At 71.0% G+C, this 23,348-nt stretch carries 23 protein-coding genes and 2 tRNA genes; 13 read left to right on the forward strand and 12 right to left on the reverse strand.

Annotated elements, in window-relative coordinates; translation table 11 throughout:
- Positions 1–51: 51 nt before the first annotated feature.
- On the reverse strand, positions 52–714 hold the full coding sequence (locus tag OHN19_RS14210) for an alpha/beta family hydrolase (RefSeq protein ID WP_330264543.1): 663 nt from the start codon (positions 712–714) through the stop codon (positions 52–54).
- Between the two features lies 1 nt (position 715).
- A complete protein-coding gene (locus tag OHN19_RS14215; RefSeq protein WP_330264544.1) occupies positions 716–1,531 on the reverse strand; it encodes an SOS response-associated peptidase in 816 nt (271 codons plus the stop codon).
- 50 nt (positions 1,532–1,581) lie between these two features.
- Here OHN19_RS14215 and OHN19_RS14220 point away from each other — a divergent pair, with 50 nt between their 5' ends.
- The 4 genes from OHN19_RS14220 (at position 1,582) to OHN19_RS14235 (ending at position 5,164) form a co-directional block, all read left to right on the forward strand.
- The gene (locus OHN19_RS14220) at positions 1,582–2,295 is read left to right on the forward strand and encodes a M50 family metallopeptidase (protein ID WP_330264545.1); all 714 of its coding nucleotides are present in this window, start codon (positions 1,582–1,584) and stop codon (positions 2,293–2,295) included.
- Positions 2,296–2,416: 121 nt separating this feature from the next.
- Complete coding sequence (aroA, locus tag OHN19_RS14225; RefSeq protein WP_330264546.1) at positions 2,417–3,742, forward strand: 3-phosphoshikimate 1-carboxyvinyltransferase; 1,326 nt, start codon at positions 2,417–2,419, stop codon at positions 3,740–3,742.
- A gap of 11 nt (positions 3,743–3,753) precedes the next feature.
- A complete protein-coding gene (rsgA, locus tag OHN19_RS14230; RefSeq protein WP_330264547.1) occupies positions 3,754–4,764 on the forward strand; it encodes a ribosome small subunit-dependent GTPase A in 1,011 nt (336 codons plus the stop codon).
- A gap of 76 nt (positions 4,765–4,840) precedes the next feature.
- Positions 4,841–5,164 carry a DMT family transporter gene (locus OHN19_RS14235; RefSeq protein WP_030320555.1) on the forward strand — a complete coding sequence of 108 codons (324 nt, stop codon included), beginning with the start codon at positions 4,841–4,843 and terminating at the stop codon, positions 5,162–5,164.
- A gap of 231 nt (positions 5,165–5,395) precedes the next feature.
- Here the strand turns inward: OHN19_RS14235 and OHN19_RS14240 are convergent, their stop codons facing one another.
- A complete protein-coding gene (locus OHN19_RS14240; RefSeq protein ID WP_330264548.1) occupies positions 5,396–6,004 on the reverse strand; it encodes a TetR/AcrR family transcriptional regulator in 609 nt (202 codons plus the stop codon).
- Between the two features lie 211 nt (positions 6,005–6,215).
- Between OHN19_RS14240 and hisN the strand changes: the two genes are divergently transcribed.
- From hisN to OHN19_RS14270, 6 genes are all read left to right on the forward strand, one after another.
- Complete coding sequence (hisN, locus tag OHN19_RS14245) at positions 6,216–7,016, forward strand: histidinol-phosphatase (RefSeq protein ID WP_330264549.1); 801 nt, start codon at positions 6,216–6,218, stop codon at positions 7,014–7,016.
- A gap of 167 nt (positions 7,017–7,183) precedes the next feature.
- Positions 7,184–7,594 carry a cyclic nucleotide-binding/CBS domain-containing protein gene (locus OHN19_RS14250; protein WP_330264550.1) on the forward strand — a complete coding sequence of 137 codons (411 nt, stop codon included), beginning with the start codon at positions 7,184–7,186 and terminating at the stop codon, positions 7,592–7,594.
- Between the two features lie 97 nt (positions 7,595–7,691).
- A complete protein-coding gene (locus OHN19_RS14255) occupies positions 7,692–8,108 on the forward strand; it encodes a Fur family transcriptional regulator (protein WP_037720110.1) in 417 nt (138 codons plus the stop codon).
- Between the two features lie 137 nt (positions 8,109–8,245).
- Positions 8,246–9,058 (forward strand): ABC transporter ATP-binding protein, encoded by an 813-nt coding sequence (locus OHN19_RS14260; RefSeq protein WP_330264551.1) that lies wholly within the window; start codon positions 8,246–8,248, stop codon positions 9,056–9,058.
- Complete coding sequence (locus OHN19_RS14265) at positions 9,055–9,918, forward strand: ABC transporter permease (RefSeq protein WP_330264552.1); 864 nt, start codon at positions 9,055–9,057, stop codon at positions 9,916–9,918. The genes OHN19_RS14260 and OHN19_RS14265 overlap by 4 nt, the downstream gene beginning before the upstream one ends.
- Positions 9,915–11,060, forward strand: a complete 1,146-nt coding sequence (locus OHN19_RS14270; protein ID WP_330264553.1) for an ABC transporter substrate-binding protein — start codon at positions 9,915–9,917, stop codon at positions 11,058–11,060. Before OHN19_RS14265 ends, OHN19_RS14270 begins: the two co-directional genes overlap by 4 nt.
- A 48-nt stretch (positions 11,061–11,108) precedes the next feature.
- Here the strand turns inward: OHN19_RS14270 and OHN19_RS14275 are convergent.
- The 4 genes from OHN19_RS14275 to OHN19_RS14290 form a co-directional block, all read right to left on the reverse strand.
- Positions 11,109–11,182, reverse strand: a tRNA-Met gene (locus OHN19_RS14275).
- 159 nt (positions 11,183–11,341) lie between these two features.
- Positions 11,342–13,147 carry a tetratricopeptide repeat protein gene (locus OHN19_RS14280; protein WP_330264554.1) on the reverse strand — a complete coding sequence of 602 codons (1,806 nt, stop codon included), beginning with the start codon at positions 13,145–13,147 and terminating at the stop codon, positions 11,342–11,344.
- Between the two features lie 206 nt (positions 13,148–13,353).
- Positions 13,354–13,427: transfer RNA gene (locus OHN19_RS14285), tRNA-Met, on the reverse strand.
- 55 nt (positions 13,428–13,482) lie between these two features.
- Entirely contained in the window at positions 13,483–16,446 is a 2,964-nt protein-coding gene (locus OHN19_RS14290; protein WP_330269609.1) for a UPF0182 family protein, read from the reverse strand.
- 163 nt (positions 16,447–16,609) lie between these two features.
- Here OHN19_RS14290 and OHN19_RS14295 point away from each other — a divergent pair, with 163 nt between their 5' ends.
- Complete coding sequence (locus OHN19_RS14295; RefSeq protein WP_330264555.1) at positions 16,610–17,152, forward strand: PPA1309 family protein; 543 nt, start codon at positions 16,610–16,612, stop codon at positions 17,150–17,152.
- A 28-nt stretch (positions 17,153–17,180) separates the two neighbouring features.
- On the opposite strand, the gene OHN19_RS14300 is transcribed toward OHN19_RS14295, so the two are convergent.
- The 4 genes from OHN19_RS14300 to OHN19_RS14315 form a co-directional block, all read right to left on the reverse strand.
- Positions 17,181–18,275: a PDZ domain-containing protein gene (locus OHN19_RS14300; protein ID WP_330264556.1), complete on the reverse strand. Its 1,095-nt coding sequence runs from the start codon at positions 18,273–18,275 to the stop codon at positions 17,181–17,183.
- A 36-nt stretch (positions 18,276–18,311) separates the two neighbouring features.
- A complete protein-coding gene (locus tag OHN19_RS14305; protein WP_185092982.1) occupies positions 18,312–18,476 on the reverse strand; it encodes a hypothetical protein in 165 nt (54 codons plus the stop codon).
- A 144-nt stretch (positions 18,477–18,620) separates the two neighbouring features.
- Positions 18,621–19,082 carry a molybdenum cofactor biosynthesis protein MoaE gene (locus OHN19_RS14310; RefSeq protein WP_330264557.1) on the reverse strand — a complete coding sequence of 154 codons (462 nt, stop codon included), beginning with the start codon at positions 19,080–19,082 and terminating at the stop codon, positions 18,621–18,623.
- A gap of 178 nt (positions 19,083–19,260) precedes the next feature.
- Entirely contained in the window at positions 19,261–20,376 is a 1,116-nt protein-coding gene (locus OHN19_RS14315; RefSeq protein WP_330264558.1) for an SDR family oxidoreductase, read from the reverse strand.
- Between the two features lie 191 nt (positions 20,377–20,567).
- Between OHN19_RS14315 and OHN19_RS14320 the strand changes: the two genes are divergently transcribed.
- Positions 20,568–21,983 carry a zinc-dependent metalloprotease gene (locus OHN19_RS14320; protein ID WP_330264559.1) on the forward strand — a complete coding sequence of 472 codons (1,416 nt, stop codon included), beginning with the start codon at positions 20,568–20,570 and terminating at the stop codon, positions 21,981–21,983.
- The gene (locus OHN19_RS14325) at positions 21,980–22,501 is read left to right on the forward strand and encodes an NUDIX hydrolase (protein WP_330264560.1); all 522 of its coding nucleotides are present in this window, start codon (positions 21,980–21,982) and stop codon (positions 22,499–22,501) included. The genes OHN19_RS14320 and OHN19_RS14325 overlap by 4 nt, the downstream gene beginning before the upstream one ends.
- 96 nt (positions 22,502–22,597) lie before the next feature.
- Here OHN19_RS14325 and OHN19_RS14330 read toward each other — a convergent pair whose 3' ends face one another.
- Complete coding sequence (locus tag OHN19_RS14330; protein WP_330264561.1) at positions 22,598–23,335, reverse strand: AIM24 family protein; 738 nt, start codon at positions 23,333–23,335, stop codon at positions 22,598–22,600.
- Positions 23,336–23,348: the final 13 nt, after the last annotated feature.

Here is a 23,348-nt window from a genome sequence, read left to right on the forward strand (position 1 = left end):
AGCACTTCTGTCCGCCTCAACAGAGGGCCGCGGCTCAACATTCCCGGGCCTTCACCCCAGTGACCCGGCCCACGTCACGACAGCGTCCGTGATGACCGTCACGGCCTCCTCCTGGGTGATCTCCGCCCGCTTCGGTACGGCGAAGCCGTGATCGCCGTAAGGCACCTCGACCAGGTCGAAGGAGCCGTCCGGGAACTCCTCCGGCCTCCCGAAGGGGTCGTTGCCGCCCTGGACGACCAGGGTGGGCACCCCGGCTCCGAGCAGCTCGTCGGCGCGCGACTTCTCCGGCTTGCCGGGCGGGTGCAGCGGGAAGCTGAGCGCGAGCACGGCGGCCGCGCCCAGCTCCACGGCCGTACGGCAGGCGACCCGGGCGCCCGCGCTGCGCCCGCCGGAGATCACCGGCAGGCCCCGCTTCGCCAGGGCGGGCCAGATGCCCCGCCAGCCCACGTCCAGGGTCTTCGGCGCGGGCGCGAGCTTCTTGCCGGCCACCCGCCAGGGCTGCTCGACGAGGGCGACGGTCACTCCGTGGCCGGGCAGCACCCGGGCCAGCGCCTGGAGGTCCCGCGCCCCGATGCCACCGCCGGCGCCATGGCTGACGGCCAGCACGAGCCGTGCGTTCCTCGCCCGGTGCCAGGTGATGCGGGCGTCCCCCGCCTCGGTGCCGATGATCTCCGAGGTGTCTTCGGAGGCCGTTTCGGAGGTCTCTTTGGTCACGTCAGAAAAGTGTGCCCTCTTCCGGCCCGTCCAGCTCCTTCAGCAGCTCCGGGCCGTTGTTGCGGACGTTGCTGACGGCCGTGCTCACCGGGTAGGCGCGCATGAGGCCCTCGGGCGGCGGCGCGAGCAGGGAGCGCAGGTCCTCGATGTCCGTGCGGGACGGGTCGAGCCAGCTGTCCCATCGGTCCGGGGTGAGCATGAGCGGCATCCGGGGGTGGATGTCGGCGAGGGAGCGCGGTCCGTCGGCCGGGGAGACGGCCAGCGGGCCCGTCTCCGCCTCGGTGGTGATGACGGAGCAGGTCACCCACCAGGCCCCCGGGTGGTCGTCGGGCAGGGTCTTGTCCCGCCAGAACTCGTACAGCCCGGCCATCGCGAACACCGACCCGTCGGCGGGCAGCACGAAGTAGGGCTGCTTGCGCGGCCGCTTCTTCTTCCCCTCGACCTCCAGGTCGCGCTCCTGGGTGCCGGTGACCCACTCGTAGTAGCCGTCGGCCGGGATGATGCACCGGCGGGTGGAGAAGGCCCTCTTGTACGACGGCTTCTCGTGCACGGTCTCCGCGCGGGCGTTGATCATCCGGGCGCCGCCCTCGGGCGTCTTCGACCAGCTCGGCACCAGTCCCCACTTGAGCCTGCGCAGCTGCCGAACCGGCCGCGGGTCCTCGGCGTCCTTGAGAGGGCGGTCGAGGACGGCGTAGACCTCCTTGGTCGGGGCCACGTTGTAATCGGGCTCCAAGGTCTCCTCGGGTTCCCACTTCTCGATCTCAAAGATTCCTGCGAGATCCTCGGGCCCACGACTCGCTGCATACCGTCCGCACATACGTGCCACACTGCCAGACTCCGTACGAGGAGAGGGAGCCACCGGGAAACATGGACACCAGCACAGCGACCTCTCTCTGGGACGAGCTCACCGGCCTCCAGCCCGACCCCGACCTGTGGGTGGTGCTGGCCACCCTGGTGGCGGCGCTGGCCATCGTGGTCCCGCATCCGCTGTGGCGCGTCTCGCGCAACGCGATCACCATCGCCCACGAGGGCGGGCACGGCCTGGTCGCCCTGTGCACCGGCCGCCAGCTCACCGGCATACGGCTGCACTCCGACACCAGCGGCCTCACCGTCAGCAGGGGCAAGCCGCACGGCATCGGCATGATCCTCACGGCGGCGGCCGGCTACACCGCTCCCCCGCTGCTGGGCCTGGGCGGGGCGGCCCTGCTGGCGGCGGGACGCATCACCCTGCTGCTGTGGGCGGCGACGGCCCTGCTGATAGCGATGCTGGTGATGATCCGCAACGCCTACGGGGCGCTGACGGTGGTGCTCACCGGCAGCACGTTCGTGGTGGTCTCCTGGCTCACCGGCCCCCAGGTGCAGGCGGCCTTCGCCTACGCGGTGGTGTGGTTCCTGCTCCTGGGCGGCGTCCGTCCCGCTTTCGAGCTACAGGCGAAGCGGTCGAGGGGCGGCGCGGGCGACTCGGACGCGGACCAGCTGTCCCGCCTGACCCACGTCCCGGCGGGGTTGTGGCTGTTCCTGTTCCATGCGGTGTCCCTGTGCTCACTTATAGGCGGGGGCCGGTGGTTGCTGGAGGTGTGATGCAGGCCCGAAGGGCCGCATCACAGGGGCGCGGGGCTGTGACATCAGCGGCTCCGCCGCGGGGCGCGACCAGCCACGACGGCGCAGCACTCAACACACAACCCCCTACTAAAGTGACCCTATGGCTTTGAACCCCGCAGACACCGCCCTCTGGCCCGCCCCCCACGCGAGTGGAGCCGTCGACGCCACGGTCCACGTCCCGGGGTCCAAGTCAGTCACCAACCGAGCCCTCGTACTGGCGGCCCTCGCTTCAGAACCGGGCTGGCTCCGCCGCCCCCTCCGCTCCCGCGACACCCTCCTCATGGCCGCCGCCCTCCGCGAGATGGGCGTGGGCATCGAGGAGGGAGTGGGCCCCGACGGCACCGGCGAGACCTGGCGCGTCCTCCCGGCAGGCCTCAGGGGCCCCGCCACGGTCGACGTCGGCAACGCGGGCACCGTGATGCGGTTCCTGCCTCCCGTCGCCGCCCTCGCCGACGGCGAGATCCGCTTCGACGGCGACCCGAGGTCGTACGAACGCCCCCTCCACGGCGTCATCGACGCCCTGCGCGTCCTCGGCGCCCGGATCGACGACGACGGCCGCGGCGCGCTGCCCCTGACGGTCCACGGCAGCGGCGCCCTGGACGGCGGCCCGGTGGAGATCGACGCCTCCAGCTCGTCGCAGTTCGTGAGCGCCCTCCTGCTGAGCGGCCCGCGCTTCAACCAGGGCGTCGAGGTCCGCCACGTCGGCTCCACCCTGCCCTCCCTGCCCCACATCCGCATGACCGTCGACATGCTGCGCGCGGTCGGCGCCCAGGTGGACACCCCGGAGTCGGGCGGCGAGCCGAACGTCTGGCGGGTGACGCCGGGCGCGCTGCTGGGCCGGGACCTCACGATCGAGCCCGACCTCTCCAACGCCCAGCCGTTCCTCGCGGCCGCCCTGGTGACCGGCGGCAAGGTCGTGATCCCCGACTGGCCGGCCCGCACCACCCAGCCCGGTGACCGGCTGCGCGAGATCTTCACCGAGATGGGCGGTTCCTGCGAACTCACCGAGTACGGCCTGGTGTTCACCGGTTCGGGTGCGATCCACGGCATCGATGTCGACCTCGGCGAGGTCGGCGAGCTGACCCCGGGCATCGCGGCGGTCGCGGCCCTCGCGGACTCCCCCTCCACGCTGCGCGGGGTGTCCCATCTGCGCCTGCACGAGACCGACCGGCTGGCCGCGCTCACCAAGGAGATCAACGAACTGGGCGGTGACGTGACGGAGACGGCCGACGGCCTCCACATCCGTCCGCGCCCGCTGCACGGGGGTGTCTTCCACACCTACGAGGACCACCGCATGGCCACCGCCGGCGCGATCATCGGCCTCGCGGTCGAGGGAGTGCAGATCGAGAACGTCGGGACGACGGCCAAGACCCTGCCGGACTTCCCGGATATGTGGACAGGGATGCTCGGGAGCGACAGGCCGTAGGGACGTAGACGATGCGCCGCTACGGCAAGCACACCGACGAGGACGACATCCGCAGCCGCCCGAACCGCAAGGGCAACCGGCCGCGCACGCACATCCGGCCCAAGCACGAGGACGCCTCCTGGGGCATGGTCCTCACCGTGGACCGGGGCCGCCTGACCGTCCTCGTCGACGACCGGATCGTGATGGCGATGAAGGCCCGCGAACTGGGCCGCAAAGCCGCGATCGTCGGCGACCGGGTGGCCCTGGTCGGCGACCTGTCCGGCCAGAAGGACACCCTCGCCCGGATCGTCCGCATCGAGGAGCGCACGTCGGTCCTGCGCCGTACCGCCGACGACGACGACCCCTACGAGCGGGTGGTCGTCGCCAACGCCGACCAGCTCGCCATCGTCACGGCCCTCGCCGACCCGGAACCCCGCCCCCGCCTCATCGACCGCTGCCTGGTGGCGGCCTTCGACGGCGGCCTCACCCCGCTCCTGGTCATGACCAAGTCGGACCTCGCCCCGCCGGACAAGCTCCTGGAGCTCTACGGCGACCTGGACATCCCGTACGTCGTCACCAGCCGCGAGGAACTGGAGAGCGGCGACGCGGCGGACCGGGTGCGCGAGCAACTGGACGGCAAGATCACGGCGTTCGTCGGCCACTCCGGCGTGGGCAAGACGACCCTCGTCAACGCGCTGGTCCCGGAGGACCGCAGGCGGCTGACCGGGCATGTGAACGCGGTGACCGGACGCGGCCGGCACACCACGACCTCGGCCCTCGCGCTGCCCCTGGCGGGCGACGACGGCTGGGTGATCGACACCCCGGGCGTACGGTCGTTCGGGCTGCACCACGTGGACCCGTCCCGGGTGATCCACGCGTTCCCCGACCTGGAACCCGGCACCGAGAACTGCCCGCGCGCGTGCAGTCACGACGAGCCGGACTGCGCGCTGGACGAGTGGGTGGCACAGGGTCACGCCGATCCGGCCCGGCTGTACTCACTGCGCCGGCTGCTGGCCACGCGGGAGCGGACCGAGGGGGACTGACCTCCCCGGTGTTTGGGTGTACGCGAGTTCGGTAAGTGCATAATCGCACCGAGCCGGACATACGGGAGGACAGCACATGGCGTGGCTGCTGGTGGTGGTGGCCGGGTTGCTGGAGACCGGTTTCGCCGTGTGTCTGAAGCTCTCCCACGGGTTCACCCGGCTGTGGCCGACGATCGCGTTCTGCATCTTCGCGCTCGGCAGCTTCGGTCTGCTGACCCTGTCCCTGAAGAAGCTGGACGTCGGTCCCGCGTACGCGGTGTGGACCGGCATCGGCGCGGCCGGCACCGCGATCTACGGAATGATCTTCCTCGACGACCTGGTGTCCACGCTGAAGATCGTCTCCATCAGCCTGGTGATCATCGGCGTGATCGGACTCCAGCTGTCGGGGTCCCAGCACTAGGGCCTGTCTGACGATTCCCGTCGTCCGCCCGCAGGGCGGGCCGCGCGGCGTCCGGTGCGTGCGATCGCAAGGCGCCGGAGCCGCCCGCGACGGGGGTCCCCCCCGCGTGAGTCGGCGCAGCCGGTTCGAGCGTGGGGCAGGAGTCACGTGGGCGTTTCGGCAACGCCGCGAACGCGCGTGCCGGGCGTCGCGGGGCAGACGGGAATTGTCAGACAGGCCCTGGCTCCCGCGTCACGCGAACTGCCGGGGCAGCGCGCTGCGGACCAGGTCGGCGACCCCGCCCTCACCCGGCGGCGCGGCCACACAGGACAGCGCGAGCCGGACGGCCAGTTCGCAGGAGCGGGCGAGCTCGGGGACGTCCGCCTTGTGCACACCGGGCCCGGCCAGGACGGTCACGGCACGGTCGCGCACCAGGGCCACGAACTCGCCGGGCGAGGGCAGCGGCCCGTCCGCCCGGCGCTGCGCCGGCACCGCGGAGGAGGACGGCACCGCGGAGAGCGTCGGCGAGGGCAGCCGCTCGCTCCAGCAGCCGGTGAGCATGGCCCGCACGAGCGCGTTCTCCCGCGCCAGGACCGTGGTCCACTCGGCGGTCGCGGTCAGCCGCTCGCGGGCGTCGCCGTGCGCGGTGAGCGCCCGCTCGACGCCCACGAGATACCCGTCGGCCTCTCGTCTCACCAGCGCGCGGGCCAGCCCTTCCTTGCTCCCGAACTCGTTGTACAGCGTCTGCCGGGACACTCCGGCCACCGCCGCGACATCCACCATCCTCACGGCGGACCACGGCCGGCGCACCAGCGCCGCGTAAGCGGCGTCCAGCAGCGATTCCCGCGCAGCAGGCATCATCGCCTCCCAGGGAGCAAGCAGCCCTGCGCCCAGATTTGACGCGCACGGAGGCACTGTCAAGGGTTCGCGGGGGCATGAGGGAGCGCGTGAACCTTGCGTGCGGCTCAGCCGCACCCACGATTGCGGGGGCGACCCGGCCCGGCATCCCCTGAGCCGTCCACACTCCGACCCCTATAGCACCGCACCGACGTCGGCAGATACCGTTCGCCCCATGCCGGACTACCTCGACGACCTCCGCCTCGCCCACGTCCTCGCCGACGCGGCCGACGCGGCCACCATGGACCGCTTCAAGGCGATGGACCTCAAGGTCGAGACGAAACCGGACATGACCCCGGTCAGCGAAGCCGACAAGGCGGCGGAGGAACTCATCCGCAACCACCTCAAGCGGGCCCGCCCGAGGGACGCGATCCTCGGCGAGGAGTACGGCGTGGAGGGCACCGGCCCCCGCCGCTGGGTCATCGACCCCATCGACGGCACCAAGAACTACGTACGGGGCGTCCCCGTCTGGGCCACCCTGATCTCCCTGATGGAGGCCGCGGAGGGCGGCTACCAGCCCGTCGTCGGCGTGGTCTCGGCCCCCGCCCTCGGCCGCCGCTGGTGGGCCGCGAAGGGCCACGGCGCCTTCACCGGCCGCAGCCTGTCCTCCGCCTCCCGCCTGCACGTCTCCAAGGTCGGCAAGCTCACGGACGCCTCCTTCGCGTACTCCTCGCTCACCGGCTGGGAGGACCAGGGCCGCCTGGGCGGCTTCCTGGACCTGACCCGCGAGGTCTGGCGCACGCGCGCGTACGGCGACTTCTGGCCGTACATGATGGTCGCCGAGGGCTCGATCGACATCTGCGCCGAGCCGGAGCTGTCCCTGTGGGACATGGCGGCCAACGCGATCGTCGTCACCGAGGCCGGCGGCACCTTCACCGGCCTCGACGGCCGCCCCGGCCCGCACAGCGGCAACGCCGCCGCCTCCAACGGCCTGCTCCACGACGAACTGCTGGGCTACCTCAACGAGCGGTATTAGACAGGGCAGCGCTCTTGGGGAGCACATCTGAGCGCGCACGCCCTCAATCGGCGACGCGCGCCCTCTTGTTGACCCCCGCTTTACCTGGGACTCTGAGGGGACCCTCATTTGTGAACTTGTGAACCGGTGAACTACTTCACCGGCTCCCAGGAGGTGACCGAGAACCCATGCTCGTCCGCGACGCCATGAGCACGGTGGTCCTCACCATCGGCCCCGCCCACACCCTCCGCCAGGCCGCCGCCCTGATGTCCGCCCGCCGGGTGGGCGCGGCCGTGGTCCTCGACCCCGACGGCACCGGCACCGGCATTCTGACCGAGCGCGACATCCTCAACTCCGTGGGACTGGGCCAGAGCCCGGACACGGAGTACGCCCACGCCCACACCACCACCGACGTCGTCTTCGCCACCCCGACCTGGACCCTGGAGGAGGCCGCGCAGGCGATGGCGCACGGCGGCTTCCGACACCTGATCGTCCTGGACCGCGGCGAGCCCGCGGGCATCGTCTCGGTCCGCGACATCATCCGCTGCTGGGCACCGGCACGGCAGCGCGTACCGGCCGGCAGCGGCTCGTCACACTAGGACACCAGACCCGTCACGCTAGACTCAATCCAATTCAAGCAGCCATCCAATCTCACACCCGTTCGGATTCTGGTCTCCAGCTGTTAGGCTGGTGCGCATGAGCGACCTTCTGGAACGACTGCGCGGCCGCGGATGGCGGATGACCGCGCAGCGGCGCGTCGTGGCCGAGGTCCTCGACGGCGAACACGTCCACCTGACGGCCGACGAGGTCCACGCGCGCGCCGTGGCCAAGCTGCCCGAGATCTCCCGGGCGACCGTCTACAACACCCTGGGCGAGCTGGTCTCCCTCGGTGAGGTGCTCGAGGTCGCCACCGACAAGCGCGCCAAGAGGTACGACCCCAACGCGCACCGGCCGCACCACCACCTGGTCTGCGCCCAGTGCGGCGCCATCCGGGACGTCCACCCGACGGGCAACCCGATGGCCGACCTGCCCGACTCCGAGCGCTTCGGCTTCACGGTCTCGGACGTCGAGGTGACGTACCGCGGCGTGTGCCCGAACTGCGCGGCGGCGTAACACCCTTCACCGAAGCCCCGGCGTCCCCTGCGGACGCCGGGGCTTTGTGGTACCCGCAGGGTTCCTGAATCTGACGGTCCGTCATATTGTCGTGCGGCCACCCTCTCCGTACCGAACTCCTGCCCCAGGGAGCAACCGTGGGAGACCCGCACCCCGAACCCACCGCGCCAGAACCGCCGCCCCCGGACCACCCGCACCCCAAACTCCGAGCCACCGCCCTGACCCGCGTCTTCGGCCGCCCACCCCGCTCCGTCGACGCGCTCGGCCCCCTCGATCTCGCCGTCGCCCCGGGCGAGTTCGTCTGCCTGGTCGGCCCCTCCGGTTGCGGCAAGTCCACGCTGCTGCGCATCGCCGCGGGCCTGCTCCGCCCGACCGCCGGCACCCTGGAGATCCGCGCCCGGACCCCGCGCCCGGCCGCCATGATCTTCCAGGACTACGGCATCCACGACTGGAAGCCGGTCCGCGCCAACGTCCGCTTCGGCCTGGACATCCAGCGTGTCCCGCGCCGCGAGGCCAACGCCCGCGCCGACGAGTGGCTGGCCCGCATGGGCCTGTCCGACTTCGCCGACGCCTACCCCGCGACCCTCTCGGGCGGCATGCGCCAGCGCGTGGCCATCGCCCGGGCCCTGGCCGTGGAGCCCGAACTCCTGCTGATGGACGAGCCCTTCGCCGCCCTGGACGCCCAGCTCCGCATGATCCTCCAGGACGAGCTGCTGGAGATCACGCAAACCCTGCGCACCACCACGCTCTTCATCACCCACAGCCTGGAGGAGGCGATCGTCCTCGGCGACCGCGTCCTGGTGATGTCCGCCCGCCCGGGCCGGCTGATCGCCGAACGCCGCCCGCCGTTCCCCCGTCCCCGCACCGGCGACATCCGCTCCGCACCCGAATTCACCTCCCTCAAGAGCGAGTTGTGGGACCTGCTGAGGAAGGAAGCGGTACCGGCATGACCACCGTGGCCCCCGAGAAACCGGAATCCGTCCTGGTCCGCCGCCCCGGCCCGGAGGAACTGCACCCGGCCCGCACCCACCGCCGCAGACGAGCCCTGGAACTCACCCTGGCGGCCGCCGTCCCCCTCCTCCTGGTCCTCCTCTGGCAACTGGCCGCCACCCAGGCCTGGATAGACGACCGCGTCTACCCGGCCCCCGCCACGATCCTGGCCGACGGCTGGGACCGCGCGGCGGCCGGCGACCTGTGGCCGGACGTCCGGGCCACCACGCAACGCGTCCTGGCCGGCTACGCGATCGGCACGGCCACGGGCTACGCCCTGGGCCTCCTGATGGGCTCACTGCCCCTGGTCCGGGCAGCCCTGGAACCCCTCCTGGACGCCCTGTACGTGGTCCCGAAGCTGGCCCTGCTCCCGATCTTCCTGAACATGTTCGGCCTGGGCGAGGGCCCGCAGATCGCCCTGGTGGCGGCGACGGTCTTCTTCTTCGTGTGGATCCAGACGATGTCGGCGGTGATCTCGATCCCCTCCGGCCACCGCGACGCGGGCCAGGTCTTCGGCGCCTCCCCGTGGCAGACGTTCCGCCACATCCTCCTCCCCGCCTCCCTCCCGTCCGTCCTGGTCGGCGCCCGGATCGCGGCGGGCGTGGCGGTCCTGGTGATCGTCGCCTCGGAGCAGATAGCGGCCACCGACGGCCTGGGCCACCTGATCTTCGACTCCCGCGCCCTCTTCCAGAACGACGTGATGTTCGTCGGCATCGTCTGCGTGGCCGTCCTCGGCGTCCTCTTCTCCGAACTGGTCCGCCTCCTGGGCCGCCTGCTCACCCCCTGGGCCCCGAAGGACCGCGGAAGGGGCCAGTCATGAAAACACTCTTCTACGGCACCCTCCTGACCGCCCTCACCCTGCTGACGTCAACAGCCTGCACGGCGTCCCAGCCCCCAGGAAGCCCGGAGTCGAAGGCGGGCGGGGGCGGGTCCCGGACCGTCCGCCCGGTGGCGGGCTGCGGGGCGCACTCCTGGACCGACCCCGCCGACCCCTCCCCCACCCGCGCGCCGGCCCGTTGTGACACCGGCGCTCCCGCCCCACGCCCCCTCGCCGAGCCCCGCAAGCTGACGATCGCGACGGGCACGCTGAGCGCGGAGTACGTGGCACCGCTGCAAGTGGCCGTGGACAAGGGCGAGTTCAAGAAGGAGGGCCTGGACGTCACCCTGAAGGTCCTGCCCACTCCGGACTCGCTCCCGCTCCTCGCCAAGGGCGACATCGACGCACTGTGGGCGGCCCCCGAGGCAGCCGTCATGAACGGCATCAGGGGCGGCTTCGACATCCGCTGGGTCGCCGCGAACTTCTCCCCCGACCCGAAGTCGAAGAGCGGCCTGTGGGTACGGCTCAAGGACGGCGAGAGCGCCGGCCAGGTGAAGATGGCCGGCCGCAGGATGGGCACGATGATCGGCAAGGGCTCGGTGATCGCGTACCCGATGGAGAAGGCCCTGGCCGAGCACGGCGGCGGCCTCGACGAGATCCAGTACCAGCAGCTCGGCTCGGCGGACGTCCTGACGGCCCTCCAGAACGGCGGCGTCGACTCGGCCTGGCTCCTGGACCCGGTCTGGCGCAGGGTCGACGGCGCCCCCGGCTACGCCTTCCTCGGCGGCCAGCCGCTCGGCGAGCCCCTGGGCGGCATGCTGTACGGCCCCGGCCTGCTGAACGACGACGTGGACGCGGGAGTCGCCCTGCTGCGGGCGTACATCCGCACCGTGAACACGTACTTCGCCGGCGACTACAAGGCGGACGCGACCTTCGTCACCTACCTGGCGAAGCTCCTGAAGACCGACGAGGCGATCCTCCGGTCCACCCCGTCCCTGCGCATGGACTGGGAGATCCGCACCGGCACGACGGACCGCTTGCAGGCGGCGTACAAGGCACAGGGCGTGGCGGAGGGCGACCCCCTGCCGGAGTCGAGGACGGTGGACCGCGCTCTGTACGAGGAGGCGGTGGGCCACACGCCGTGAAAACACCGAGGGCCGGAACCCTTTCGGATTCCGGCCCTCGGCCTTCAGTAGCGGGGACAGGATTTGAACCTGCGACCTCTGGGTTATGAGCCCAGCGAGCTACCGAGCTGCTCCACCCCGCGTCGATGAATGCAACGTTACGTGAGGGACGAGCTCAGAAGCAAATCGTTTAACTGCACCCACCCAGGGGCGCGGGGCTGTATCAATGTGCGGCTCCGCCGCGTGGGCGCGACAAGCCACGACGGACCCGCACCCGCCGTACGACCTGACCCGCCACCCCCTTAGGCGGACAGTTCTTCCCGCAGCGCGTCCCGCAACCGAGCCGCCCGCTCCGACACCTCGGCCGGCCCCAGCGCCACCGCCCGGTCCGCCCACCGCTGCCCCTCCGCCAGCTCTCCCCGACGCGCGTAGACCAGGGCCAGCCGCAACGCCGCCCGTCCGTGCCCCGCGTCGGCGGCCCGGGTCCACCACACGGCGGCCTCCGGCTCACTCCCCTCCCGGGCGAGCAGCAGCCCCAGGTTGAAGGCGCCGTTGCGGGACCCCGCCTCCGCGGCCTCCCGGTACCACCGGGCCGCCTCCACGACGTCCCCCCGAGCGGCCGCGAGCATGCCCACCCGCACCTGAGCCCGGCGGTGCCCCTGCGAGGCCGCCCGCTCGTACCACTCCTCGCACTCGCTCTTCTCGTCCACCGGCTCCCCGAGCGTGTGCGCGGGCACCGGCGGCCGCCGGGCGTCGAGCACCGTCGCGAGCCGGTACGCGGCCTCCGCGCTGCCGCCCCCCGCCGCACACCGCAGATGCCGCTCGGCGCCGGCCTCGTCGCCGTCCCGCAGCAGGGCGATGCCCACCTGGAGCGCCGCCTCGGTGTGCCCGGCGGCGGCCGCCCGCTCGTACCACCGCAGCGCGACGGCCTCCTCACCACGCCCGGCGAAGAGGATGCCGAGGTTGAACGCGGCGTCCACGCTTCCGGCCTCCGCGGCCTTGGAGAACCACGGCTCGGCACCGGCCGTGTCGCCGCCCTGGAGCAGCAGGATGGCGAGCGCGTTGGCCGCCTCCCGGTGCCCCGCGTACGCGGCCCGCCGGTACCACTGCTCGGCCTGCGCGGTCCGCCCCTGCTCGGCGCAGAGCAGCCCGAGGTTGTACGCGCCGTTGTCGTCACCGGCGTCCATCGCGGCCCGGTACCAGCGCTCGGCGGTCTGCGGCTCGCCGCGCTCGGCGTGCAGCGCGCCCAGCGCGTTGGCCGCGTTGCCGTCGCCGTCCTGGGCGGCACGCAGCCACCACACGGCGGCGCTCTCGGTGTCGCCCGCGTCCCGCAGCAGGAACCCGAGCGCGCAGGCGGCCCGCGCCTCACCGTCCTTCGCGGAGGTCAGATACCAGCGCCCGGCCTCCTTGAGCGCGCCGCGCCGCTCCAGGATCGCCCCGAGATGCAGCGCCGCCCGCCGGTGCCCGCGCGCGGCGGCCTGCCGGTACCACTGCTCGGCGTCGGCCCCGGCCCCCTGGTCGTCCCCGACGTCCCCCTCGGGACCCAGCCGGCGGTCGAGCGCCCGGGCCAGCCGGTAGGCCGCCTCCCGGTGCCCCCGCTCGGCGGCGGTCCGCATCCACTGCTCGGCGCCCACGTCCCCGCGGTGCTCCAGCAGGTCGGCGAGCGCGTAGGCGCCCAGCGGGTGGCCCTGCTCGGCGGACTGGCGCAGCCAGTACTCGGCGGCCGGCTCGTCGCCCCGCTCACGGTGGTGGCGTCCCAGCGCGTGCGCGGCCGCGGCGGATCCGGCGACGGCGGCGATGCGCCACCAGCCGGCCGCGTCGTCGGCGTAGCCGCGCTGGTGCAGCAGGACACCCAGGTTGTTGGCGGCCGCCCGGTCGCCGGCGGCGGTGGCGGCACGCAGATGGGGCTCGGCTCCGTCGAGATCACCGCGGCGCAGCAGCAGGGCGCCGAGGACGCTCATCGCCTCGACGTCACCGGCTTCGGCGGCGAGCCGCTGCCGGACCTCCTCGGCGGCGTCGTCAGGCGCCTCCCCGGCCCCGTCCCGCCCGGAAGGTTGCACAAAACGCCCTGTCTCGAACAGAGTTGCCTTGTCCCCCATAACGTCCATCGTCGCACCACCTGCAACCTGGGTACACCTGGTATACCGCAGCCAGTGAGGTCACTTCAGCGTTTTGTCGACATGCCCACAGAACGACAAGTGAAACACAGTTCCCGCCAACTGCCGTCGGCGGCGCGGCCGTCACTTGTCCGGCACATGCGTTCGCACATCACGAAGGCCCGGATCCTGAAAAGGATCCGGGCCTTCGATTCCAGTAGCGGGGACAGGATTTGAACCTGCGACCTCTGGGTTATGAGCCCAGCGAGCTACCGAGCTGCTCCACCCCGCGCCGTTGTGTTGCAACCGTATCACGGCGCGGAGGTGGGCTTTTACCGAGCGGTTGCTCAGCCGCTGGGAATGCTGCTGGGTTTCGGACTGCCGCTGGGTTTGGGGCTGCTGCTGGGCTTCGCGCTGTTACTGGGCTTCGGGCTGCTGCCGCTCTTGTCGGCCGCGTTCTGCGCGTCCTCGGCCCGCTTCAGCGCGTCCTCCAGATCCGCCTGAGCCCGGCCGTACGCCTCCCAGTCACCCTTCTTCAGGGCTTCCTGGCCGGCAGTGAAGGCCTTCTGGGCGTCGTCCAGCGCCTGTTGGACCGTCGGGTTGCTGGAGGTCGGCGGCGGCTTGGTGGTGTCCCCGCCGTCGTCTTCCGGTGGCGGAGTGGTGGAAGCGTCCGCTCCGAACACCTTGTTCAGGGCCTGGTCCAGGGTGTCCTCGAAGGCGGTGTTGCCGCCGTAGGTCACCAACACCTTCCGCAGCAGCGGGTACTTGAGTCCACCACCGCGTACGTAGACCGGCTCCACGTAGAGCAGTCCTCCGTCGAGCGGCACCGTCAGGAGATTGCCGTACTCCACATTGGAGTCGCCTCTGTTGAGGAGGCTGATGGTCTCGGCGATGTCCTGTTCGGAGTTGAACTGGCTCTGCACCTGTTTGGGCCCGTTGACCGTGGTGTTGGTCGGCAGTTTCAGGATTCTGATCTTGCCGTAGTCACGGGTGCCCGCCTCGGCGTCGACCGACATGAACGCACTGAGGTTGTCCCGGCCGTTGGGCGTGAACGTCGTCGTGAGCGAGAAGGCCTGTGCCGACTGGTCGGGCATCTTCATGCTCAGGTAGTACGGCGGCACCGCGTCGCCCGACTTGTTGGTCGGGTCGTCCGGCACCTGCCACACCTCGCTGCCGCTGAGGAAGGTGTCGGCGTCCTCGACGTGGTAGCGGGCGAGCAGTTCACGCTGGACCTTGAACAGGTCCTGCGGGTACCGCAGATGGGCCATGAGGTCGGTGGAGATGTCCTTCTTGGGCTCCACCGTGCCCGGGAACGCCTTCATCCAGGTCTTGAGGACCGGGTCCTTGGTGTCCCACTGGTAGAGCTTGACCTCGCCCGTGTACGCGTCGACGGTCGCCTTCACCGAGTTGCGGATGTAGTTGACCTGGTTCTGCTGGGCCACCACCGCGCGCTGGTTGTTGGTCGCGGTCAGCGAGTCGGCCGTGGTGTCGCCGAGGGTCGTACGCGAGGAGTACGGATAGCCGTTGGTCGTGGTGTACGCGTCGACGATCCACTGGATCTTGCCGTTCACCACCGCCGGGTAGGCGTCGCCGTCGATGGTCAGCCAGGGGGCGACCGCCTCGACGCGCTGCTTGGGCGTGCGGTTGTACAGGATCCGCGAACCCTCGCCGATCGCTCCGGAGTAGAGGATCTGCGGCTCGCTGAACGCCACCGCGTACGCGGCCCGGTTGACCGGGTTGGAGAGGTTGACCCCGCTCTTGGCCTTGTAGCTGTAGGTCTTCTCACCGTCGTCGTCGGAGTAGTCGATCTCCTTCTGGGGACCGCCGACGATCGAGTAGGTGGTGGTCTTCTCACCGTAGTAGACGCGCTGCTGGTAGGTCCCGAGGTCGCCCTGGGACGGCAGGTTGGACTCGGTGAAGACCGGGCGGCCCTCGTCGTCGGCCTCGGTGCCCTTGGCGGCGACCACGCCGTAGCCGTGGGTGTAGCGGAAGTGGTCGTTGATCCAGTTGTTCTTCGGGATGCCCGCGAGGTTCAGCTCACGCAGCCCGATGACCGTGTCCTGGTCCTTGCCGTCCTTGCTGTAGCGGTCGACGTCCAGGTTGGTCGGGAACGCGTAGTAGTTCCGCATCTGCTGGAGCTGCTGGAACGTCGGCGAGACGACGTTGGGGTCCATGACCCGGATGCTCGCTGTGGCGTCGACGTCGTCGCGCAGCTGGGTCTTGTCCGTGGTGGTGGACTTGCCGTCGTACTCGGTCACCGACGCGTCGTCGATGCCGTACGCCTCACGCGTCGCCTTGAGGTTCTTCTCGACGTACGGGGCTTCCTTGGCCTGCTCGTTCGGCTGGACCTGGAACTTCTGGACGATCGCCGGGTAGAGCCCGCCGATGAGGATCGCCGAGAGCACCATCAGGCCGAAGCCGATCACGGGCAGCTGCCAGGTGCGCCGCCACAGGGTGGCGAAGAACAGCAGCGCGCAGATCACGGCGATGCAGAACAGGATCGTCTTGGCCGGCAGATAGGCGTTGGCGTCGACGTACCGGAGGCCGGTCCAGCTGTCGGTCGCCTTGAAGTCGCTGGACTTGACGGCGAGGCCGTACCGGTCGAGCCAGTAGGCGACCGCCTTCAGGGCGACGAAGACGCCGAGCAGCACCGAGAGGTGGCCGGTGGCCGCGGCGGTGGCCCGCGCGCCCGGCGAGGTGATCCTGAGGCCGCCGTAGAGGTAGTGGGTCAGCGCCGCGGCGATCACGGACAGGATCGTGGCGGCGAACCCGAAGCCGAGCAGGAACCGGTACCAGGGCAGGTCGAAGGTGTAGAAGGAGATGTCGAGGTGGAACTGCGGGTCCTTCTGACCGAAGGAGACGCCGTTGACCCACATCAGCCAGGTCCGCCACTGGCCGGCCGCCGAGGCGCCCGCGATCAGGCCCACCAGCGCGGTGACCCCGAGCAGCAGCCACCGCTTGTACGGTGCGATGCCCATCCGGTAGCGGTCGAGGTTCTGCTGCTCCATGGACATGGCGCTCAGCGGCGGGCGCAGCCGGTGCGCCAGCCAGATGTTGACGCCGACCGCGAGCGCCATGAGCACGCCGAAGACGAAGAACAGCCCGATCTTGGTCCACAGCGTGGTGGTGAACACGGACGAGTAGTTCACCGAGCGGTACCAGAGCCAGTCCGTCCAGAAGCCCGCGAACATGGTGAACGCCATGCCGAGGACGGCAAGGACGCCCAGCGTCATGAGCAGGGTCCTGGCACGCCGGGACGGGCGGCCCACTCTCATCCGCGGCCCTGTCGGGCCTCCGCCGCGGTCCGGCATCTGGAAAGCCAAGGTGCGCACCTCGAAGTTCGCTGTCGATCCGTCAGGCCCTCGTGTTCGCGGACCCCTGGGTGGCCCCGTGATCGCGGGCCCACACCTATGCAACTTACTCACCGTTTACTCGGTTCCCGATTCAGGTCACGAACGAGGCAGGATTGTGACCATGTCCAACACCCCCATGGCGGCGAGCCCGCTCACCCGGGCCGTACTCGAGATCGACGAGTACGCCTCCGGCCTCGGCTGGGACCAGCCCGCCCGCCTCTTCGCCCTCGTAGACACCGCCCGGCTGCGGGCCCAGGAACCCGCTCTCGCGCGTCAGCTCGGTCTGGAGGACGGGCAGCAGGCCGCGGCCCTGACCCCGATCGAGCAGGAGGAGATTCCCGCGGGCAAGCCGCTCGACGAGTTCCTCGGCACCATCGCCTGGCCCGACGGGGTCGCCGGTTGTGCGCTCACCGTGGAGCGGCTGATGCTGCCGCCGTCCGCCGAGGCGTCCGTCCCGCAGGGGCTGAGCGAGGCAAAGCTGGCGAAGTGGGTCGCCGAGCACCCGGACCGCCAGGAGGTCCGCATGACGGTCGCGGTGCTGCGCGACGGCACCCGCGACTCGGCCCTGCGGCTGCGCGAGAAGGACTCCCCCACGGAGGTCCTCACGGGCGGCGACCTGGTCCCGGGCCTCGCGGAGGCCCTGTCGGCGACGTTCGAGGGGTAGCCCGGCCGAGCCGGACGTCAGAGGCCGGCTAGCTCTTCGTGCACTTCGGCAGGTCGGAGGTCTTGCCCTCGCGGAGGTCCTTGAGCGCGCCGAGGGCGTCGTCGATGGTGTTCACCTTGACCAGGGTGAGCCCGCTCGGGGTGTCCTTGGCGGCGGCCGCGCAGTTGTCGGCGGGCGTCAGGAAGTACTGGGCGCCCTTGTCGCGCGCGCCGACCGTCTTCATCTCGATGCCGCCGATCGGGCCGACCTTCCCGTCGTCGTCGATCGTGCCGGTCCCGGCGACGAACTTGCCGCCGGTGAGGCTGCCCGGGGTGAGCTTGTCGTAGATGCCGAGCGCGAACATCAGACCGGCGCTCGGGCCGCCGACGTCGGCGAGCTTGATGTCGATGGTGAACGGGAAGGTGTGGTCGGTCCCGGCGGCGATGCCGACGATGGCCCGCTTGGCGCCGTCGTCGTCGGACGCCTTGGTGGTGATGGTGACCTGCTCGGTCTTCGTGGCCGCCCGGTTCGCCTTCTCGGCGGCGGCCTGCTCCTTGGCCGGCACGATCGTGAAGACGACCTTCTCGCCGGGCTTGTGCTTGGTCACCAGCTTGGCGACGTCGTCCGGCGCCTTCACCGTCGTACCGTCGACGGCCTTGATCACGTCACCGGCGTGCAGCTTGCCCTCGGCCGGGGAGTCCTTGACGACGGTGGAGACGATCACCCAGGACTGCACCGGGACACGGAGCTCCTTCAGGGCGGCGACCTTGGCGCTCTCCTGGGACTGGCTGAACTCCTCGGCGTTCTCCTGGGTCGACTGCTCCTCGGTCTTGCCGTCCGGGTAGAGGGTGTCGTGCGGGACGACCTTGGCGTCGTGCGCCAGCCAGCCGTAGACGGCCTCGACGAGGTTCATCTTGTAGTCGGCGCTGGTGACCCGGACGGTCGTCATGTTCAGGTGACCGCTCGTCGGATACGTCTTGCGTCCCGCGATCTGGAGCACCGGCTCGCCGCCGTGGTCCCCGAGGGTGTTCACCGTGGGGCCCGGTGACATCTCGGAATAGGGCACGTTGATGAAGACTCCCGCGCACAGGAGCGCGATCAGCATCAGGGTGGAGGCGAGCATCGTCGCGGTGCGGCGTGGCATGGCACGACAGTACGGGACGTGTCTGTCAGACCATCGTCAGGTACCGGAGTGAGACTTCTCCATGGCGGCGCGGAAGCGAGCGTATCCGTCGAGCTCGGGGCCGTCGCTGCGGACCTTGCGGGTGCGGTTGGCCCAGCTGCCCCACAGTCCGGCCGCGACCGCGGCCACGAGCGGAATCAACAACCAGACGAGCGCCCCCATGCCGACCTCCGACCCCGCACCGAGCGACCGCCGGGCGCGCGCCGAGCGATCGCGGAAAACTGACTGATCAGCAGATTAACCATCCGCACTGACAACGCTGGTACCCAGGGTGCGGTTACGCAACCGGAGGGGTGAAGGAAGGGTTCAGCAGGCGCCGACCCATTCCTCCGTACCGTCAGAAAACGTCTGGTGCTTCCAGATCGGCACCTCGTGCTTGAGATCGTCGATCAGCTTCCGGCAGGCCTCGAAGGCCTCGCCCCGATGCGGGCACGACACGGCGACGACGACGGCGAGATCGCCGACCCCGAGATCCCCGACCCGGTGCACGGCGGCGAGCGCCCGCACCGGGAACTCGGCGACGACCTTCTCGGCGATCCGCCGCATCTCGGCCTCGGCACTGGGGTGGCAGGAGTACCCGAGCTTGTCGACATCGGCACCCCCGTCATGGTTCCTGACGGTCCCGACGAACAGCGCGGTCCCCCCGGCGGCGTCGTCCCCCACGGCCCGGAAGACCTCGTCGAGGGAGAGGGGGGTCTCGCGGATACCGATGAGCTTGATGGGCTCATCGGCGGTCTGCTCGCCAGGGTGATCGAAGGTGGGTGCCATACGTCCATCGTGCCGCACGTCCTGGGCAACGGGGAATGCAGCTTTTGCCCGGCACACGCGCGTGAGGCGTTGGAGACTCGTACAGATGGCCGACCCAGGGGCGCGGGGAACTGCGCGACCAGCCCCCACCGGCCGTCAGCCGCCACCCGACCGAACGCGGCACCCCCCGAGGCGCACCTCAGATCCTCCGCCGCGCCTTCCGAGCCCGCCGCACAACGGCAGCCGCACCGAGCAGCGCGACCGTCGCCCCCGCCGCCCCCGCCGCCGTCGCGTCCTTCCGCCCCAGCCGCCGCCCGGCCACCGTGTGCCGCCCGGCGACCTCCTCAAGGAGCTCCGCGAGCACCTCCTCGTTGGTCCACCGCGGCCGCCACCCGGCGTCGTGCAGCTGGCTCCCGCTCACCACCCAGGGGTACATCGTGTACGCGAGGTCCCCGGCGGGGGACGGCGTCAGTCCGATCCGGTGCAGCCGCGCGGCCGCGCCCAGCGCCACCGCCGACGGCAGCTCCATCCGGCGGATCCCGCTGAGCTCCTCGATCTCCTCCTGCTCCAGCCAGCCGTCGCACCCGACGGCCAGCTCCCCGTCGACCTTCTCCAGGACGGCGTACTCCAGAGCGGCGCACAGGTCCTCGACGTGGCAGAACTGCCAGGCGGGCCGGGACCCCGCCACCACCAGCAGTCGCGGCGACTCGAAGTACCGGGTCAGCGCGGTGTCGGTGCCGCCGCCCACCAGCACGGCGGGCCGCACGACGGTGACGTTGAGGCCGGGATGCGCCCGGGGGGCCCGCCGCGCGAGCCGCTCGATCTCCAGCAGGTCCCCGACGCCGGTCGCCTCCGCGGTGGCCCGCAGTTCGGCGTCCTCCGAGAGCGGCAGTTCGTTGTCGGGGAGCGCCCCGTAGACCATGGCGGAGGTACACAGGACGACCCGGTGGATGCCGGCGGCCGCGGCCGCGGTCAGCACGGTCTGCGTCCCCCGGACGTTGTAGGCCGTCCGCGCGGCGGGGTCCGTCTCCAGGTCGAGGTCGAGGGCCAGGTGCACCACGACGTCGGCCCCGCGGAGCTTGTCCGCGATGGCCGGATCCCGCACGTCCAGGATGTGCCACTGCGCCGCGGCGCACTCACCGCGCCGCTCGTCCAGCGCGATGACCTGCTTGATCTCCTCCGAGGCGGCGAGTCGCTCGGTGAGGAGGGCTCCGATGCCGGACGCGGCACCGGTGACCGCGACGACTGGCCCGCGCGTGGCGGGATTGGTTGACTGGTTTCGCGCTGCGCGAACCTGCGGATCAGGGGAACTCACCGGGCGTCTCCAGCGGTTGTCTTCAGTAGGAACGCGAGTGACGCGTACGTACCAGGTGGCATCCATCCTGCCGCAGGCGGAGAGTCGGCGGAGCACCGAGGCCCTCACGGCCCTTGGTGTCTACGCTGGGGGGTGTTATCGGGCAGCCGCGCCACCGGGGCAACCGGTGGCCTTACCAGCCGAGGAATCCCGTGAGTGACACCCCATTCGGATTCGGCCTTCCGCCGGAGGAGCCGGACGACGGCGACGAGGGCAAGAAGAAGGACCAGCAGAGCGGCGGTGGTCAGGGACCGAACAACCCGTTCGGTTTCGGCGGCCTGCCCGGCGCCGGAGGCTTTGGCGGCCCCGGCGCGGACAATCCGCTCGCTGCCATGTTCGGGTCGCTGAACCCCACCGACCTGGGCGCCGCCTTCCAGCAGCTGGGCCAGATGCTCTCGTACGAGGGCGGCCCGGTGAACTGGGACATGGCCAAGCAGATCGCCCGCCAGACGGTCTCCCAGGGCACTTCCGACGGCACCAAGGACGCGAGCGTCGGTCCCGCCGAGCGCACCGCGATCCAGGAGGCCGTCCGTCTGGCGGACCTGTGGCTCGACGACGCGACGTCCCTGCCGTCCGGTGCGGGAACCGCCGTGGCGTGGTCCCGCGCGGAGTGGGTCGAGGCGACCCTGCCCGCGTGGAAGGAGCTCGTGGACCCGGTCGCCGAGCGGGTCGGCACCGCGATGGGCGATGTCCTGCCGGAGGAGATGCAGGCCATGGCGGGCCCGCTGATCGGCATGATGCGCTCGATGGGCGGTGCCATGTTCGGCACCCAGATCGGGCAGGCCGTGGGCGTGCTCGCGGGCGAGGTCGTCGGCTCCACCGACATCGGCCTGCCGCTCGGCCCGGCCGGCAAGGCCGCGCTGCTTCCGGTGAACATCGAGGCCTTCGGCAAGGACCTCGGCGTCCCCAAGGACGAGGTGCGGCTGTATCTCGCCCTGCGCGAGGCCGCCCACCAGCGCCTCTTCGCGCACGTGCCGTGGCTGCGCTCGCATCTGTACGGCGCGGTCGACGGCTACGCGCGCGGGATCAAGGTCGACACCGCCAAGCTGGAGGACGTGGTCGGCCAGTTCGACCCGCAGAACCCCGAGCAGCTCCAGGACGCCCTTCAGCAGGGCATGTTCCAGCCGGAGGACACCCCGGAGCAGAAGGCGGCCCTGGCCCGTCTGGAGACGGCCCTGGCGCTCGTGGAGGGCTGGGTGGACGCGGTGGTCCACGCGGCCGCGAAGCCGCGTCTGTCGTCCGCCGACGCGCTGCGCGAGACCCTGCGCCGCCGCCGCGCCTCGGGCGGCCCGGCCGAGCAGACCTTCGCCACCCTGATCGGCCTGGAGCTGCGCCCGCGCCGCCTGCGGGACGCCTCCCGTCTGTGGGCCTCGCTCACCGACGCGCGCGGTGTCGACGGCCGGGACGGCCTGTGGGCCCACCCGGACATGCTGCCGACCGCCTCCGACCTGGACGACCCGGACGGCTTCGTGCACCGCGAGCAGCTGGACTTCTCCGAGCTGGACAAGATGCTCGGCGAGGCGGCGGAGAAGCCCGACCTCAAGAAGAAGGACGACGACTCCGAGTGAGCCTCCATGACGACGCTGCCCTGGTCCTCAAGGGATACGAGGACCAGGCAGATCTTCGCCAGGCCTACCTGGACCATCTCGCGGCGCATCCGGACGGCATGTGGAAGTCCTGCGAGGCGGGGCACCTCACGGCGAGCGCCCTGGTGATCGACCCGTCACGGGGGCAGGTCCTGCTCACCCTCCACAAGAAGTTGCGGATGTGGCTCCAGATGGGCGGCCACTGCGAGCCGCAGGACGTCTCCCTGGAGGCGGCGGCCGTGCGCGAGGCGACGGAGGAGTCCGGCGTCGCCGGTCTGACCCTGCTGCCCGGCGGCCCGGTCCGCCTGGACCGGCACCCCATCCCGGCACCCTGCAACTGGCACTTGGACGTGCAGTACGCGGCAATCGCCCCGTCCGGGGCCGTGGAGACGATCAGCGAGGAGTCCCTGGACGTGCGCTGGTTCGCCTACGACGAGGTTGCGGAGGTCGCCGACGAGTCGGTCGTACGACTGCTGGAAGCGACGCGCGCGCGGCTGTGAGCGCGGGACGGTGAGCGCCGTATGCGGGACGGTGAGCGCATATGTAAGGGGCGCCCGGCAATGGCGGGCACCCCTTACACGTGACCTTCGAGGGGTCTAGCTGTTGCTGCCCCCGAGGGAGTTGCCGCGCATGCCGAACTGGCCGAGCATGCCGCCGTTGCGCATGCCCTGCGGTGGCAGGAGCTCGCTGGGCTGGACCAGGACGTGGCCGGTGCCGCCGAAGTGCATCTCCCAGCCCTCACCGGTGGTGCCCCGGCGACGCCACACTCCGGAGGTGGAGGTGGGCGCCTGGAGCTGGGTGCGCAGGGACGTGGACCAGGCGATGACGGCGTCGGAGTCGACGCAGACGTTCTTGTCGGGTCCCACCTCGAGGACGAGCGGCTCGCCCGAGGTCATCAGGACGACCTGCCCGGAGCCGGACAGCTCCAGGTTGTAGGCGCCCGCGGAGGCCACCTCGACGGCGCTGTCCACGGCGACGATGCCCACGCCGAGGGAGCCGTCGAAGGCGAGGATGTAGGAGCTGTCGACGGTGATGCCGCGGCCGACCTCCATGATGTGCAGGTGCTGGGCGACGTTGGCCAGGTAGACGGTGCCGGTGCCCTTGCAGCGCATGAGGTCGAGGCCCTCGCCGGTCATCCGCTCGACATTGCGCCAGCTGCGGTTGCGGTACTGGCTGTCGAACTCGACCTGTCCCTCGAAGGCCACCATGGCGCCCTGCCGGGCCAGGATCGGGCTGCCGCCCTGGGTGACCTCGGTCTTCAGGAGCTGCGGGTTCTGCAGGGTGTAGCGCCCGGTCGACTCGACCGGGACGTGTGCGAAGAGTGTGCTGTGCATGGTGCCTGGTGCT

Source organism: Streptomyces griseorubiginosus (genome assembly GCF_036345115.1).
Taxonomy (GTDB): domain Bacteria; phylum Actinomycetota; class Actinomycetes; order Streptomycetales; family Streptomycetaceae; genus Streptomyces; species Streptomyces griseorubiginosus_C.